The sequence below is a fragment of the Pseudonocardia thermophila genome, from assembly GCF_900142365.1.
In the GTDB taxonomy this organism is placed as follows: domain Bacteria; phylum Actinomycetota; class Actinomycetes; order Mycobacteriales; family Pseudonocardiaceae; genus Pseudonocardia; species Pseudonocardia thermophila.
Map to the genome: position 1 here is coordinate 18910 of NZ_FRAP01000033.1, position 13828 is coordinate 32737.

15 protein-coding genes are annotated in these 13828 nt (G+C 73.6%); 6 read left to right on the forward strand and 9 right to left on the reverse strand.

Going from position 1 to position 13828, the window contains the following annotated elements; all coding sequences use genetic code 11:
* Positions 1–15: 15 nt before the first annotated feature.
* On the reverse strand, positions 16–483 hold the full coding sequence (gene bcp, locus BUE41_RS28830) for a thioredoxin-dependent thiol peroxidase (RefSeq protein ID WP_073460512.1): 468 nt from the start codon (positions 481–483) through the stop codon (positions 16–18).
* A 111-nt stretch (positions 484–594) separates the two neighbouring features.
* On the opposite strand from bcp, the gene BUE41_RS28835 reads away from it, so the two are divergent.
* A complete protein-coding gene (locus BUE41_RS28835; protein WP_073460513.1) occupies positions 595–816 on the forward strand; it encodes a DUF3618 domain-containing protein in 222 nt (73 codons plus the stop codon).
* Between the two features lie 118 nt (positions 817–934).
* Here the strand turns inward: BUE41_RS28835 and BUE41_RS28840 are convergent, their stop codons facing one another.
* Genes BUE41_RS28840 through BUE41_RS28850 form a run of 3 tightly spaced genes read right to left on the reverse strand, consistent with a single transcriptional unit; the run spans position 935 to position 3361 of the window.
* A complete protein-coding gene (locus BUE41_RS28840; protein WP_073460514.1) occupies positions 935–2146 on the reverse strand; it encodes an NAD(P)/FAD-dependent oxidoreductase in 1212 nt (403 codons plus the stop codon).
* Positions 2147–2174: 28 nt separating this feature from the next.
* Positions 2175–2954 carry a SigB/SigF/SigG family RNA polymerase sigma factor gene (locus BUE41_RS28845; protein WP_073460515.1) on the reverse strand — a complete coding sequence of 260 codons (780 nt, stop codon included), beginning with the start codon at positions 2952–2954 and terminating at the stop codon, positions 2175–2177.
* The gene (locus BUE41_RS28850; RefSeq protein ID WP_234997653.1) at positions 2951–3361 is read right to left on the reverse strand and encodes an ATP-binding protein; all 411 of its coding nucleotides are present in this window, start codon (positions 3359–3361) and stop codon (positions 2951–2953) included. Before BUE41_RS28850 ends, BUE41_RS28845 begins: the two co-directional genes overlap by 4 nt.
* Before the next feature lie 330 nt (positions 3362–3691).
* Between BUE41_RS28850 and BUE41_RS28855 the strand changes: the two genes are divergently transcribed.
* The gene (locus BUE41_RS28855; RefSeq protein WP_143172437.1) at positions 3692–4378 is read left to right on the forward strand and encodes a hypothetical protein; all 687 of its coding nucleotides are present in this window, start codon (positions 3692–3694) and stop codon (positions 4376–4378) included.
* Here BUE41_RS28855 and BUE41_RS28860 read toward each other — a convergent pair.
* From BUE41_RS28860 to BUE41_RS28870, 3 genes are all read right to left on the reverse strand, one after another.
* Positions 4375–4668 (reverse strand): WhiB family transcriptional regulator, encoded by a 294-nt coding sequence (locus BUE41_RS28860; RefSeq protein ID WP_073460528.1) that lies wholly within the window; start codon positions 4666–4668, stop codon positions 4375–4377. The genes BUE41_RS28855 and BUE41_RS28860 overlap by 4 nt on opposite strands.
* Positions 4669–4896: 228 nt before the next feature.
* Entirely contained in the window at positions 4897–5274 is a 378-nt protein-coding gene (locus BUE41_RS28865; RefSeq protein WP_073460518.1) for an STAS domain-containing protein, read from the reverse strand.
* 151 nt (positions 5275–5425) lie between these two features.
* The gene (locus tag BUE41_RS28870; RefSeq protein WP_073460519.1) at positions 5426–6127 is read right to left on the reverse strand and encodes a hypothetical protein; all 702 of its coding nucleotides are present in this window, start codon (positions 6125–6127) and stop codon (positions 5426–5428) included.
* Positions 6128–6491: 364 nt separating this feature from the next.
* Between BUE41_RS28870 and BUE41_RS28875 the strand changes: the two genes are divergently transcribed.
* Genes BUE41_RS28875 through BUE41_RS28885 form a run of 3 tightly spaced genes read left to right on the forward strand, consistent with a single transcriptional unit; the run spans position 6492 to position 10020 of the window.
* Entirely contained in the window at positions 6492–7880 is a 1389-nt protein-coding gene (locus tag BUE41_RS28875; protein WP_073460520.1) for an alkaline phosphatase PhoX, read from the forward strand.
* A gap of 50 nt (positions 7881–7930) precedes the next feature.
* Positions 7931–8446 (forward strand): PH domain-containing protein, encoded by a 516-nt coding sequence (locus BUE41_RS28880; protein WP_234997654.1) that lies wholly within the window; start codon positions 7931–7933, stop codon positions 8444–8446.
* Positions 8443–10020 carry a PH domain-containing protein gene (locus BUE41_RS28885; protein WP_073460521.1) on the forward strand — a complete coding sequence of 526 codons (1578 nt, stop codon included), beginning with the start codon at positions 8443–8445 and terminating at the stop codon, positions 10018–10020. The genes BUE41_RS28880 and BUE41_RS28885 overlap by 4 nt, the downstream gene beginning before the upstream one ends.
* A gap of 383 nt (positions 10021–10403) precedes the next feature.
* Here the strand turns inward: BUE41_RS28885 and BUE41_RS28890 are convergent, their stop codons facing one another.
* Positions 10404–11669, reverse strand: a complete 1266-nt coding sequence (locus BUE41_RS28890; protein ID WP_159444987.1) for an amidase family protein — start codon at positions 11667–11669, stop codon at positions 10404–10406.
* A 115-nt stretch (positions 11670–11784) separates the two neighbouring features.
* Positions 11785–12177, reverse strand: coding sequence for an STAS domain-containing protein (locus BUE41_RS28895; protein ID WP_073460523.1), 393 nt, complete (start codon positions 12175–12177; stop codon positions 11785–11787).
* Between the two features lie 142 nt (positions 12178–12319).
* On the opposite strand from BUE41_RS28895, the gene BUE41_RS28900 reads away from it, so the two are divergent.
* Positions 12320–13615, forward strand: coding sequence for a competence/damage-inducible protein A (locus BUE41_RS28900; RefSeq protein WP_234997655.1), 1296 nt, complete (start codon positions 12320–12322; stop codon positions 13613–13615).
* Positions 13616–13828 lie beyond the last annotated feature (213 nt).

A 13828-nucleotide genomic window follows, 5' to 3' on the forward strand; every position in this document is an offset into this window, starting at 1 on the left:
GCCCCAGCCTATCGGTCAGATCGACAGGTCCTTGCGGAGCTTCGCCACATGTCCCGTGGCGCGCACGTTGTACTGCGCCTGTTCGATCTTGCCGTCCGGGTCGATCACGAACGTCGAGCGGATCACGCCCTGCACGGTCTTGCCGTACATCTTCTTCTCGCCGTACGCGCCGTAGGCCTCGAGCGTGGTGCGGTCCGGGTCGGACAGGAGCGGGAAGGTCAGGCCCTGCTCGTCGCGGAACTTCGCCAGCTTCGCCGGCTTGTCCGGGGAGATCCCGATGACGTCGAGCCCGGCTTCGTTCAGCTCGGCGAGGTTGTCGCGGAAGTCGCAGGCCTGCTTCGTGCAGCCCGGGGTGGACGCGGCCGGGTAGAAGTACACGATCACCCGCCGGCCGCGGTAGTCGGCCAGCGAGACCTCGTTCTCGTCGGCGTCGAGCAGGGTGAACGGCGGGGCGGTGTCGCCCGGCTGGAGGCGGGTACTCATGGCGAGATCGTGGCATCCTGCCCCGACGCCGGCCCGGTCGCCCCGACGAGTCCGCGGGCCGTGATCTACGGTGTGCGCGACGCACAGCCGGAAGACCTGAGGAGAACCGTCGTGGCACGGGACCCGGAGACCATCCAGCGGGAGATCGAGGCCGCCCGCGAGGCGCTGGCAGAGGCCCTCGATGCGCTGGCCGAGCGGGGCAACCCCCGGCGCATCGCCGACCAGGGCCGGCAGGCCGTCGTGGCGAAGCTCGAGGAGCCCAAGATCAAGTACACGCTGATCGCGGTCGGTGCGATCCTCGCGCTCGCGATCCTGCGCAAGCTGTTCCGATGAGGACGGCGGCGAGAACGAAGTTGTGGCGCATGGAAACGATTCGAAATCGCCACAACTTCGTTCTCGACGCTGGTTCTGGACGCAACACGCGCGCCCGGGCATCCGCCCAGGCGCACCTTCAGCTGAGCGCTTCGCGGGTGCGCTCCACGGCGGCGCGGTCGGCGCGCTCGGCCACCAGCGGCCGGTAGCGGGCGATGTAGCGCGCCGCGCCGAACCCGGCCACCGCGACGACCCGGTCGCCGGCGAAGTACCCCGCGACCGTGCCCTTCACCGGCCCGCCGTCGAACCCGGCGCCGTGCAGCGGCACCACCTGCTCGGCCTTGTCCGGCCGGCCGATCACCTGGATCTTGAGCCCGAACTGGTCGGACCAGACGTACGGCACGGCCGGCGGCGGCAGCTGCGCGCCGAGGATGTCGCGGGCCACGACGGCGGCCTGGTCGGTCGCCGAGGTCCAGTGCTCCTGGCGGTGGCGCTCCCCGTCCTCGTCCGCCCACGTGGCGGCGTCGCCGACGGCCCACACGCGCTCCAGCCCCTCGACCCGGCCGCGGGAGTCGCACGGCAGGCCCGCTGAGACGTCCACGCCGGTGTCGGCGAGCCAGTCGAGGTCGAGCCTGCCGCCGATGCCCACGACGCCGACGTCGGCCCCGATCCGCTCACCCCCGACCAGCTCGACGGCCACGCCGCTCTCGCCCGGGTCGACGAACCCGGTGACCGATACCCCGGTGCGCAGGTCCACCCCGGCCTCGGTGAACAGGCGGGCGGCCAGCTGCGCGACCTCGGTGCCCAGCCCGCGCACCGCCGGGGCCGGGCCCGCCTCCAGCACCGTGACCGACACCCCGCGGCCGATCGCCGCCGTGGCGACCTCGCCGCCGATGAACCCGGCCCCGATCACGAGCAGGCACGATGCCTTCGCCAGCTCGTCCCGCAGGGCCAGCGCATCGTCGAGGGTGCGCAGGGTGTGCACCTGCTCCGGCTGCCCGGGCAGCGAGCGGGCGACGACGCCGGGGGCCAGCACGATCGCGTCCGCGTACAGCGATGCGCCGTCGGCCAGCTGCACCTCGCCCGGCCGCAGCGCGACGGCGCGCAGCCCGAGGTGGGTGCGCACGCCGAGCTCGGCGAGGCCCTCCTCGGTGCGCAGCACAACCCGGTCGGCCTCCCAGTCGCCGGTCAGCAGCTGCTTCGACAGCGGCGGCCGGTCGTAGGGCGGGTGCACCTCCTCACCGACGAGGCTGATCCGGCCCTGGTAGCCGGCCGCGCGCAGCTGTTCCGCCGTGCGCAGCCCGCCCAGGCCGGCCCCGACGATGAGGACGTGCTCGGGCTGTGCTGTCATGTCGTCTCCTTCCTGCCGGGAACCCGGCTCAGCCGTCGCGGGTCTCGGGATCGAGCCGGTCGCGCAGCCGTTCCAGGGTCTGGGCGAGCAGCCGGGACACGTGCATCTGCGAGATGCCGACCTTCTCCGCGATCTGGGTCTGGGTCATGTTGCCGAAGAACCGCAGCATGACGATCAGGCGTTCCCGCTCCGCCAGCTCGCCGAGCAGCGGACGCAGCGTCTGCCGGAACTCGACGCGGTCCAGCGCGGCGTCGGCCTCCCCGACCAGCTCGCCGAGCGTCGCGCTGCCCTGTTCGGAGGAGAGCATCTCGTCCAGCGACGAGCTGCGGTAGGCCTCGGACGCCTCCAGCCCCTCCAGGACGTCGGCGAGGGGCACGTCCAGGTGCTGGGCGATCTCCGACGGCTTGGGTGCGCGACCGAGGTCCTGGGCCAGCTGCGCCACGGCGGAGTTGATCGCGACGTGCAGGTCCTTCAGCCGCCGCGGCACCCGCATCGACCAGCCCAGGTCGCGGAAGTGGCGGCGGACCTCCCCGCTGATCGTGGGCACGGCGAAGGAGAAGAAGTCCGTGCCGCGGTCGGGGGAGTACCGGTCGATGGCGTGGATCAGCCCGACCGTCGCGACCTGGACGAGGTCGTCGAGCGGTTCGCCGCGGTTGGCGAAGCGGCGAGCGATGTGCTCGGCGACCGGCAGGTAGCCGGTCACCAGCTGTTCGCGCAGCGCCTCCCGTGCCGGGTCATCCTCGTCCAGCGATGCGTACTGCTCGAGCAGGGGAGCGAGGTGCCCGTACTCCTCGTCCGAGCTCGTCACCGGGGCAGGTCGCCCGCCCGCTTGTCGAGCTGGATACCCACGACCGGCACGCCGCCGTTCACGCTGTGCTGCGCTTCCACGTGGTCGGCCAGCGTCTGCAGCACCCGCCAACCGAACGTGTCGGTGGAGACCGTGGTGCCGCTCTCGGCCGCCTGCACCTGAGCACTCACCTCGATCCGCTCGGCCTGCACCCGGAAGATGCACGTGAGCGTGCTGGCCGGAGCGGCGAGATCGACCAGCGTCGCGCACGCCTCGTCGACCGCCATCCGCAGATCGGAGATGGCGTCCAGATCGAAGTCGGCCCGCGCCGCCAGGTCCGACGCGACGGCGCGGATCGTGGGGATCAGCGCAGCGCTGGCAGCAGTGCGGACCTCCACGGTGGATGTCCCGTCAGCCGCACCGGCCACGGTCGCAGAATCGTCCGGTTCGGACACGCTCGCGGGCCTTCCTCTCCTGGCGTGGTCGCAGGACGCCGACCGGTCGTGAACTGCGAGGACCGGGTGGCGTCCCGGTCGTCGTCCCGGTCGTCACAGTACCGGTCCCGCGGCCCGCCGCCGTGTGACCTGCAGGGGGTCGGCCGCTGGTCGCGACGACCGGTATCCGTCCTGCGCCGATGTGTGACCGTTCACACGCCGGCCGTCCGTTCGCGGATGCGGAAGTGCCGCTCGGCGTAATTCATCGAAGTATTACGTCACAGGGGCCGCGAGTGGAGTTGACTTCCTCCAGGTGCGGATGTCGTGACGGCGACGCCGCCGCGCGAGAAGGACAGGGCACAGATGGTCGCGCTACCGGAGGGGCGTGCTGCGGCGCACGCCACCTCATTCGCCGACTCCCCCCGGCGGACCGGGCCGGTGGCGGCCCGTCGGGCCGTCGCGGTAGCGGCGAGCACCACCGAGCTGCTGCGCCCGCAGTCGGACCTGGCGCGGATCCTGGAGTCGTTCGACGAGATCGACCTGCTGATCGTGGCTGACGAGCGCGAGCACGGCGGCGGTGTGGTCCCGCTGCCCGTCGCCCGGGTGGGGGGTGCGCCGGTCGACCTGAGCACCCTCGACCTCGACGACTGCGACGTCGCCGTCCTCGACGATCTCGAGGACGAGGAGGAGGACGACCCCGCCGCGGAGCTCGACCGCGCGATCGCCGCGCTGGGTCTGCCGCGGGCGCGCGCGCACCGGCTGGGGTTCGCGCCCGGCTTCGGTGGCGAGGCCGAGCCGGACATCGTGGCCGCCATGAGCGAGCTGGTCGGGTTCGATCCCGAACCCGGGGTGTACTGCCTCGCGCCAGCGGCGGCCGACGGCCCGGACGGCGCCGTCGCCCGGGCCGCGCGGCGCATCGCTCAGGTCTACGGCCTGCCGCTGCTGTCGTACCGGTGCTTGGAGCTCGCCGTCGTCGACGGCGAGCTCCCAGCACCCACGGGGCAGCACTAACTCGCGATCGCGATTCCGCGGCTGGCGAGGATCGCTTTGCGCTCGCCCTCGGCGAGTCCGCCCCAGACGCCGAAGGGCTCCCGGGTGCGCAGCGCGAACTCGCGGCATTCCTGGATCACCGGGCAGGTCGCGCAGATCTCCTTCGCGTGCGCCGTGCGTCGGGCCCGCGAGGGGTTGCGCTCGCCGTCGGGGTGGAAGAACACGGAGCTGTCCATCCCGCGGCACGCTCCCAACCGCTGCCACTGCCACGCGTGATCCATCGGACCTGGGAGCCGGGAAACGTCGCTCATCGTCACCTCACGTCCGTTCGGTGCCCGGTGGTGTCGGGCGGTCGACGGCGGCGTTCCCGGGGTCGTGGAGGGTCAAACGTCCCTCATGGACGGTGTTTCCACGGGTCGATCGTTGCACGCGGAAGCAGGACGGGAAGAGCGGCGGAAAAGCGCTGTTCAGCGTCGTCCCACCGTGGTGAATCGATCTAGCGATCGAGGTGGAAGTGCAGTGGGTCACACCCGATCGGGTTAATCGTCGTCGAGTGTGATCGCGCTCTCGAGGTCCTCGTGCACGTCGAACAGGCCCACCAGGCCGGCGATCGTCAGCGGCCGGATCACCCGCCGGGAGCGGCAGACGAGCCGCAGCGGCACCCCGGCGGCGCGGGCCGCGTCCCGCACCTCGACGAGCACCGCCAGCCCGCTCGTGCCGAGGAACGTGATGCCCTCGAGGTCCAGCACCAGCACCGAGGCGGCGGACAGCTCCGCGAGGATCGCCGATCGCAGCTGCGGCGAGGTGAGCATGTCGACCTCGCCGCCGATCGTGACGATCCGCAGACCACCGTCCTCGGCGCGGGTCGAGAGGGTGATCTGGCCGTCGGTGTCGGCGGGCGGTCGCACCGATGTCATGTGTGCTCTCCCCGGGGTCGGCGACGGCGACCACGGTAGGGCGCGCCGGCCCGGAGCGCATCTCAGAGCCCGCACACCGAACGCGCCGAGCCCGTGACCGCCCGGGGAAGGCGAGGACTCGGCGCGAACGGGGTGTGGTGCGGGGTTCCCCTCAGACCGTGGCGACGGGCTCCTTGTCCGCCTCGCCGACGACCGGAGCCGGCTTCTCCAGCTCGCCGCCCAGCAACTTGTGCAGGCGGGCCATCTCGGAGCGGACGCTGTCGTGCAGGCTGCTGATTCGGCGCAGTTCCTGCTCGGCGGCCTCGCGGCGGCGCCGGGCCTCCTGCTCGCCGCGGGAGCGCAGCTCCTCGGCCCGCGCCCGGGCCTCGGCGACCAGCTGCTCGGCGTTGCGCTGGGCCTCCTCGGAGATCCGCGCGGCCTCCTCCCGCGCCGCGGCCAGGGTGACGGCAGCCTGCTGCTCCCGCTCCTGGATCGCGACGTTGCGCTGCGCGGCCTCCTGGTCCAGCTCGGCCGACCGGGCGATCAGCTTCTGCTCGACCTCGTGCCGGTGCCGCTCTGCCTCAGCGCGCGCCTGCTCGACGAGCGCGGCCGCCTCGTTCGCGGCCCGCTGTCGCACGTCGGCGGCCTCGTGCTCGGCCAGCCGCAGGATCTTCTCCGCGCGGAACCCGAAGCTCTCCTGCGATATCACGGGCTCGACGCTCTGCGCCGCCGCCTTCGCGGCCCGCAGCTCGTCCTCCAGCTTCTGCGCGTGCCGCTCGGCCGCCTGCCGGGCCGACTCCGCCGCGGCGAGCCGATCCCTCAGCTCCCGCAGGGCACGATCGACCTGGTCCCGGTCGTAACCACGCCGGACCACCTCGAACGTCGAACCGGCGGGTGTGGGGACTCCACCACCGCTGCTCTGTACGGACCTTGGCGCTGGAGTAATCGTCACGTCGCGGAGTGTCTTACCCCTTTCGGGTGGCAAGCCATGCTCCCTCGGCGGACGGCCTCGTCGAATCGGTCGACGGTCCGTCACCGCCACTGTGGACGGGTTGCGCCGATCCGGTGTGCCGGTCGTCGCTCCCGACGACGCGGTCGTGGCGCACGCCACCCGCGCGCGAGCGACTCCTCGCCCAGCCGGTAGTTCGCGTCGGCCCGGCGTTCACCGAGCCGTCGACCACGTCGGCGAGCGTGTCACCCGGTCGGGCGATCCCGCCCGGCCGGCACGCGGAACGGGAGTGAGACAGACATGGACGTGTCCCGCACTGCTGCGGGGCGTCGGTGCCGGCATCCTGCTGATCGGCAGCACGGAGATGCTGGCGGGCTGCGCCGCGCCCGCCGCGGCTCCGGCGCCGGTCACCGGGTACGGGGACCTCGTGCCCGATCCGAACGGGATGCTCGCGCTGCCGAAGGACTTCCGCTGCACGATCGTCACCCAGGCCGGCGTCACCACGCTCGACTCCGGCGAGCCGACCCCGCGCAACCACGACGGCACCGGCGCGTTCGCCCGGCCCGGCGGCGGAGTGGTGCTCGTCATCAACCACGAGATCGGCGACCCGTACGGCACCGAGCTGCCCGTGCCGCACCACGACGGCCTCACCTACGACCCGGGTGCGGCAGGCGGCTGCACCGTGATCACCACCGACGCGCGCGGCAACCGGCTGGGCGAGATCGTCGGCGTCGCGGGGACGGCCACCAACTGCGCGGGCGGGGTCACCCCGTGGAACACCTGGCTGACCTGCGAGGAGATCGACGCGCTCGCCGGGACGGACGGGTTCTGGCGCGACCACGGCTACGTCTTCGAGGTCGACCCGTTCGATCCCGCGGCCAACCGGGACCCGCAGCCGATCCTCGCGCTCGGCCGGTTCGAGCACGAGGCCGTGGCCGTGGATCCACGGCGCGGCGACAAGTACCTGACCGAGGACGCGAGCAAGCCCAACGGGCTGCTCTACCGGTGGACCCCGCCCACCGGGTGGGCGGCGGGGAAGGGCGCGCTGCGCCGGCTCGGGCCCACCGACGGCGTGCTCGCGGCGATGCGCGCCGTCGACGGACTGGGCCGGCACGTCCCCGACCTGTCGCTCGCCACCGCGGTCGGCACCAGCTACGCCGTCGAGTGGGTGCCGGTGCCCGACCGCGACGCCCGCACCGCGCCGATCCGCAACCAGTTCACCGACTCCGACGTCACCCGGGCCCGCAAGGTGGAGGGCGCTTGGTGGGGGGACGGCGGCGCGTGGATCGTCTCCAGCTACGCGCGGGAGGAGAGCCCGGTGCCGCACGACGGACAGGTGTGGTTCTACGACCCGGCGAGCTCACGGATCACGCTGCGGCTGCTGTTCGCCCGCAACCTCGAACCCGGCGTCGACGGCGCGTACGACGGGCCGGACGACATCGCCGTCTCCCCGTACGGCGGGGTGATCATCGCCGAGGACGGCGAAGGGCTGCAGCACCTCATGGGAGCCACCCCGGACGGCACGACGTTCCCCATCGCGCGCAACGACTCCACCGACGCGACCAAGGACGTCGAGTTCACCGGGCCGGTGTTCTCGCCCGACCGCAGCCTCCTGTTCGCCAACATCCAGGAGCCCGGCTACATGTTCGCGATCACCGGGCCCTGGCAGGGCGGCTGAGGCCGGGCCCATCCGGTCAGGGCGGTGGCCGGGTAGGCCACACTGCGAAGGTGACTTCGCCGACCGACACCGTCCCGCTGCACCAGCACGTGCGGTTGCGCCCGCCTCGGCACCAGGTGCATCCGCGCGCCGTCACGTGGTGGCGGCTGCAGGACGGCATCGGCTACGGCGTGCTGCTCCTCGTCGGGATCGGGGTGCTGGTCTTCGTGCGCCCGTGGTGGCTCGTCGCGCTCGTCGTCGCGCTCGGGGTGGTCGCCGCCGTCGACATCGCTGTCCTGCCCCGGATCCGCTACGACCGGCACCGCTGGGAGGCCACCGACCAGGCCGTCTACGTCCGCGACGGGGTGCTCGTCGAGGACTGGCGGGTCGCGCCGCTGTCGCGGGTGCAGACCGTCGACACCCAGCGGGGACCGCTGCAGCAGTGGCTGGGCCTGTCCACCGTCACCGTCACCACGGCGTCGACGGCGGGGTCGCTGAAGATCCAGGGACTGGAGAAGGAGGCGGCCGCCGAGCTCGTCGAACGGCTCACCGCGGCCACCGAGGCGATCCCCGGCGACGCGACATGAGCAGCCCGCACACCGCGGAGGCGCCGACGGCCGCCGGCCCGGAGGAGCGCTGGCGGCGGCTCGATCCACGCACGATCGCGGTGGCGCCGCTGCGGCCGCTCGGCACGCTGCTGCTGACCGGGCTGATCGTGGTGACCTTCCGCGGCTGGGACCGGCTCGGATTCGTCGAGCCGCTGCTCGGCCTCGCGGTGACCGTCGGCGTGTTCGCGCTGTCGGCGTGGTCGTGGGCCACCACCCAGTACCGGATCACGCCCACCCACGTGGAGCTGCGCAGCGGGATCCTCGTGCGCAAGCACCGCGCGGTCGCCCGCGACCGGCTGCGGACCGTCGACATCACCGCCGACGTGCTGCACCGCATCGCCGGGCTCGCCGTCGTCGCCGTCGGGACGGGGCGGCAGGGCGGGGAGGCCGACGACGAGCTGAAGCTCGACTCGCTCGCCCGCCACGACGCCGACGCGCTGCGCACGCTGCTGCTGGACCGGCGGCCCGCCGCTCCGGCACCGGTCCCCGGCCCACTCGGCGGGGTGCCGCCGCACGCGCCGCCACCGCCGCCGGAGGAGCTGCTGTCCCGGTTCGACCTGCGGTGGGTAGCGCTGGCGCCGCTGTCGCTGATGGGTCTCGTCGCGGTCGCCGTCGTGACCGGTGCGGTCGTGCAGCTGCTGCGCACCGCGTTCGGCGACGAGATGTGGCGGTCGGTGCCGGCGCGGGTCGTGTGGAGCTGGATCAGCTCGTTCCCCGTGCTGCTGTCGGTGGGCGCGCTGATCGTCGTGCTGCTGATCGCGAACGCGGTGCTGTCGCCGATCCTGTACGTGCTGGTCTACGGCGGCTACCGGCTCACCCGCCACCACGACAGCCTCCACGTCACCTACGGGTTGATCACGCACCGCTCGGTGACCATCGAGGAGCGGCGCATCCGCGGGATCCGGCTGACCGAACCGCTGCTGCTGCGGCTGGTGCGGGCGGGGAAGCTGGCCGTCGTGGCCGCCGGGCTGGGGTCGCGGGCCGAGCACGACCGCAACGACAAGACCAGCAGCGACATGCTGCTGCCCACCGCCCCCGTGGCCGAAGCGCACCGAGTGACAGCCGCGGTGCTGCGCAGCCCGTACTCGCCGCTCGCCGTGCCGATGCGGCGGCACCCGCGGGCGGCGCTGCGCCCGATCCTGCTGCGCTGGTCGTGGTCCGTCGTCCCGGCCATCGTCCTGGGCGTGCTCGCCGCGCTCGACGTCGTCCCGGCGTGGCTGCCGGAGGTCGCGCTGGTGCTCCTCATCGCCGGGATGGCGGGGGCGCTGCTGGAGTACGCCAACCTCGGCCACGCCCGCGCCGGGGCGTACCTGGTGGCGCGGTCCGGGTCCGGGGTCCGCACGACCACCGCCGTCCGCTGCGACGGGATCATCGCCTGGCGGTTCCGGCGCACGATCTTCCAGCGACGTTCCCGGCTGCTCACGGCGACCGCCGCCGTCGCAGCCGGGAAGGGCTCGCACACCATCCACTTCGCGGGGCAGGACGACGTGCTGCAGGTGGCCAGGGACGCGGTCCCCGGCCTCCTGGAGCCGTTCCTCGAGCCCGACACGTGAGCGGCGCTCGCCCGCCGGCGAGTTGCCCGGTCGGGGTGGGTGAGTTGCCCTCTCCGGTCGGGTGAGTTGTCCGATCGGGGTGGGTGAGTTGTCCTCTCCGGTCGGGTGAGTTGTCCTGCTGTGGTGACGGCGGTGCCCGATCCACGCCGGCGAGTCGGCCGCACGATGACGGCACGACGTCACGGATCATCGACCACGCGTCCGCGGCGGGCGCTCGCGGTTCCCGGCAGGAGGACTCACCCCCGCTGGCGGGGCAACTCGGCGTACCCAGTGGGAGAACTCGCCGTTCTCGTCGAGGCGACTCGCCGACCCGGGCGGGGCGACTCGCCCTGCCGGAGGGGACAACTCGCCGGCGTCTGATCCCCGACTCGCGGACGGGGCGATCAGGCGTAGACGCGGCGAGGTGCTGCGCCGGGAGCGGGGACGGGGCGGCGGTCGAGGACCGCGGCCGCGGCGAGCAGCCGCCGCTCCGAGCCGGGGCGCCCGACGAGCTGCACCGCGGCCGGGCGACCCTCCACCAGCACCGGCGCGACGACTGAGGGCACCCCGGCGAGGCTCCACGGCCGGGTGAGGACGGTCCGCCGCGACGACGGGTCGGACGGGGCGAACGGGCCGGGGACGGCGGGACAGAGCAGCAGGTCGAAGCCGCCGTCGTCGAGCCAGGTGAGAAGGCGGTCGCGCCAGCGGTCGAGGTCCTCGGCATCGGCCCGGGACCGGCGGCCGCGACGCACCGCGGCCGCGGCGGCGGGACCGAGCGCGGCCGGATCGTGCTCACCGACGGCGGCGAGGAGATCCGCGGCGTCGGCCTGGACGCGGCGCTGCCAGAGCCGGGTGAGCCCGCGCGGGTACGGCGGATCGGCGAGCGCGATCACCGCCCCACCCGGCCAGGCCCGCAGCCGGGCGGCCGCGCCGACGACCGCCGCGCGCTGGTCGGTGTGCACCCGCCCGGACCGCCCGAACGGCGTCGGCACCGCCAGCGAGAGTGCGACCCGGCCCGGCAGCGGCGGGGGTGGCTCGTCCACGCCGGTGAGCACGTCGAGGAGCAGGGCCGCGTCGCGCGCCGATCGGGCCACGACGCCGAGGGCGGCGAGGCGCTGCGCGGCCGGTCCGCCGGGCGGGGGCAGCGTGTCCCGGCCCGCGACGACGGCGACGAGCCCGTGCCGCGCCGCCGGTACTCGCAGGCCGTCGCCGTTGTCGATCCCCACGGCCACGGTGGCGAGCCGTTGCGCGACCGCGTCGGCCGCCCCGGAATCCGCACCGATCCCCAGCTCGGCGGACCTCGCGTGCCCGACGACGACGGCGCCCGCGGCGCGCAGCCGCCGAACGACCTCGTCGTCGCGCCGCGCGGGCGTGTCGGGCAGGGCTGCGCTGCCGTGCCGGGTGGCCCACCCGGAGACGTCGACGGTCTCGGCGAGCGCGACCGGGATCCCCGCCAGGGGCAGGGCGAAGCGATCGTGGCGGGTGTCGACGGCGGCCGCCTCGACCATCGCGCGCTCGCGGTCGTGCGCGGCGAACGGGCACGGGCCGGGATGGACCGCGATCCGCGTCAGGTGCGCCTCGACGACGTCGACGGCGCAGCTGAGCCCCTCGTGCACGCGCGCGACCAGGTCGACCGCGTCGAGCACGGTGAGGTCGGCAGCGTCGTGCATCCGCACACGATGGCACACCGCACCGTTCGGTGGACGTCGTGGCGCACGTCGTGTCAGGCCCATCGGCGAAGTCGGGATCGAGTTCGCTCCGGCGGCCGGGCCGGTGCCGGACGGTTCAGCGGGCGGCGGCGAGCGCCTCCGGGACGTCCTCGGCGACCTGGAACAGCGAGAGCAGCCCGGTCGCCTCCAGCGCCCGCTTGGCGATGCGCGAGCCGGGGACCAGCCACAGGCGGCAGGACCGGGCGTCGGCCTCGTCCTTGGCCCCGACGAGCACTGCCAGGCCCGCGGAACCGAGGAAGGAGATCTCCGACAGGTCGATCACGAGCGAGCTCGCCTCCGCTAGCTGCTCGGTGACCCTGGCCTGCAGCAACGGCGAGGTCAGCGTGTCCAGTTCGCCGACGGCGTGCAGCACCCGCAGACCGTCGCCGTGGTCGACGACGTCGAAGCGGATGATCTCGCCGATGTCGCCGAACTCGGCATCCCCGGACCCGGACGGATCAGTGCTCATTCCTCGGGGCTCCTCGTGTCGTGTCGGCTGTCGCTCGGCCGTCGCACCCTACGACCGCCCCGCCGCAGGCACAACAAGACCCCCACACCCGGATGATCAGCGGTGACGATACTGCGCTGACGTGCTCGTCTAGGTTACTCGTGTGGCGGAACCATCATCAGAGATCGAGCGGCCGCGCGCCGGCATCCTCCTCACCGGCAGTGAGCTCGTCACCGGCGCCATCTCGGACGCCAACGGCCCGTGGCTCGCCCGCGAGCTGGGCGCACTCGGGTTCGACGTCGTGCACACGGTCATCGCGGGCGACCGGCCCGACGATCTGCGTGCCAGCCTGGACTTCCTGGTGACCGAGGGATGTGTGCTGATCGTCACCAGCGGCGGGCTCGGTCCCACGGCCGACGACCTGACCGCCGAGGTCGTGGCGGAGTTCGCCGGGGTCGAGCTCGTCCTCGACGAGGAGGTGCGGTCCCACATCGAGGCGCGCATCGCGGGCTGGGCGCGCCGCAGCGGTTTCGCCGGCCCGGCGCTCGACGCAGCGACCCGCAAGCAGGCCATGGTGCCGGTCGGCGCGACCGTGCTGCCGCCGACGGGGACGGCTCCCGGGCTCGTGGTGGAGCGACCCGGCGGCCCGCTGGTCGTGGTGCTGCCCGGCCCACCGCGGGAACTGCGCGGGATGTGGCCGTCGGCGGTGGCCGCCGCTCCGGTGCGGGCGCTGCTGGACGGCGTGGCCGCGCCGCAGGAGCTGCACCTGCGCTTCTACGGCACCCCCGAGTCCGAGATCGCGCACACGCTGGCCGACCTCGACACGACCGGTGTCGAGGTGACCACCTGCCTGCGGCGCTCCGAGCTGGAGGTCGATCTGCGGCCGCGGCCGGGCGCCGAGGAGAGGGCCCAGGCGCTGCACGCCGCGATCATCGCGGCGCACGGGAAGCGGCTGATCAGCGCCGACGGCAGCACCACGGACGAGCTGGTGGCGAAGGCCCTGCTCGACCGCGGGTGGACCGTCGCGACGGGGGAGTCCTGCACCGGCGGCATGCTCGCGTCGCGGCTGGTGGACCGGGCCGGTTCCTCGGCCTACGTGGCCGGCGGGGTGGTGGCGTACTCGAACGAGGCGAAGACCGCGCTGCTCGGCGTGCCCGCCGAGATGATCGCGGAGCACGGCGCGGTCTCGCCGCAGGTGGCGCGGGCGCTGGCCGACGGTGCGCGGGACCGGTTCGGCGCCGACGTCGGCGTCGGCATCACCGGGGTGGCCGGGCCCGGCGGTGGGACGGAGGCCAAGCCCGTCGGGTTCGTCTGCTTCTGCGTCACGTCCTCGGACGGGCAGGTGATCGGCCGGGAGCTGACGCTGCCGGGGGAGCGGCAGGACATCCGCGAGCGCGCCACCGACACCGCGATGCACATGCTGCTGCGGGTGACCGGGGCGCTGCCCGGGAGGGACTGACGGGCCCTGACGCAGCCGCGTCCGACGGCCCGGGACGCAACGAACGGCACTTTCGTGCACCTGGAGTGGACGAAAGTGCCGTTCGTTGCTCTAGCCGGGCCTGAGCCGGGGCCTTGACCGGTGCGGCGGCCGGGGCGGGTCAGGGCTCAGGAGGCGAACCGCTCCTGGGCGTCGGCCCAGTTCACGACGTTCCACCAGGCCTTGACGTAGTCC

Coding starts and splice junctions, on each gene's coding strand:
- bcp (WP_073460512.1), bottom strand. CDS start 483: ATGAGTACCCGCCTCCAGCCGGGCGACACCGCCCCGCCGTTCACCCTG.
- BUE41_RS28885 (WP_073460521.1), top strand. CDS start 8,443: ATGAGCAGCCCGCACACCGCGGAGGCGCCGACGGCCGCCGGCCCGGAG.
- BUE41_RS28890 (WP_159444987.1), bottom strand. CDS start 11,669: ATGCACGACGCTGCCGACCTCACCGTGCTCGACGCGGTCGACCTGGTC.
- BUE41_RS28860 (WP_073460528.1), bottom strand. CDS start 4,668: ATGAGCGACGTTTCCCGGCTCCCAGGTCCGATGGATCACGCGTGGCAG.
- BUE41_RS28840 (WP_073460514.1), bottom strand. CDS start 2,146: ATGACAGCACAGCCCGAGCACGTCCTCATCGTCGGGGCCGGCCTGGGC.
- BUE41_RS28865 (WP_073460518.1), bottom strand. CDS start 5,274: ATGACATCGGTGCGACCGCCCGCCGACACCGACGGCCAGATCACCCTC.
- BUE41_RS28895 (WP_073460523.1), bottom strand. CDS start 12,177: ATGAGCACTGATCCGTCCGGGTCCGGGGATGCCGAGTTCGGCGACATC.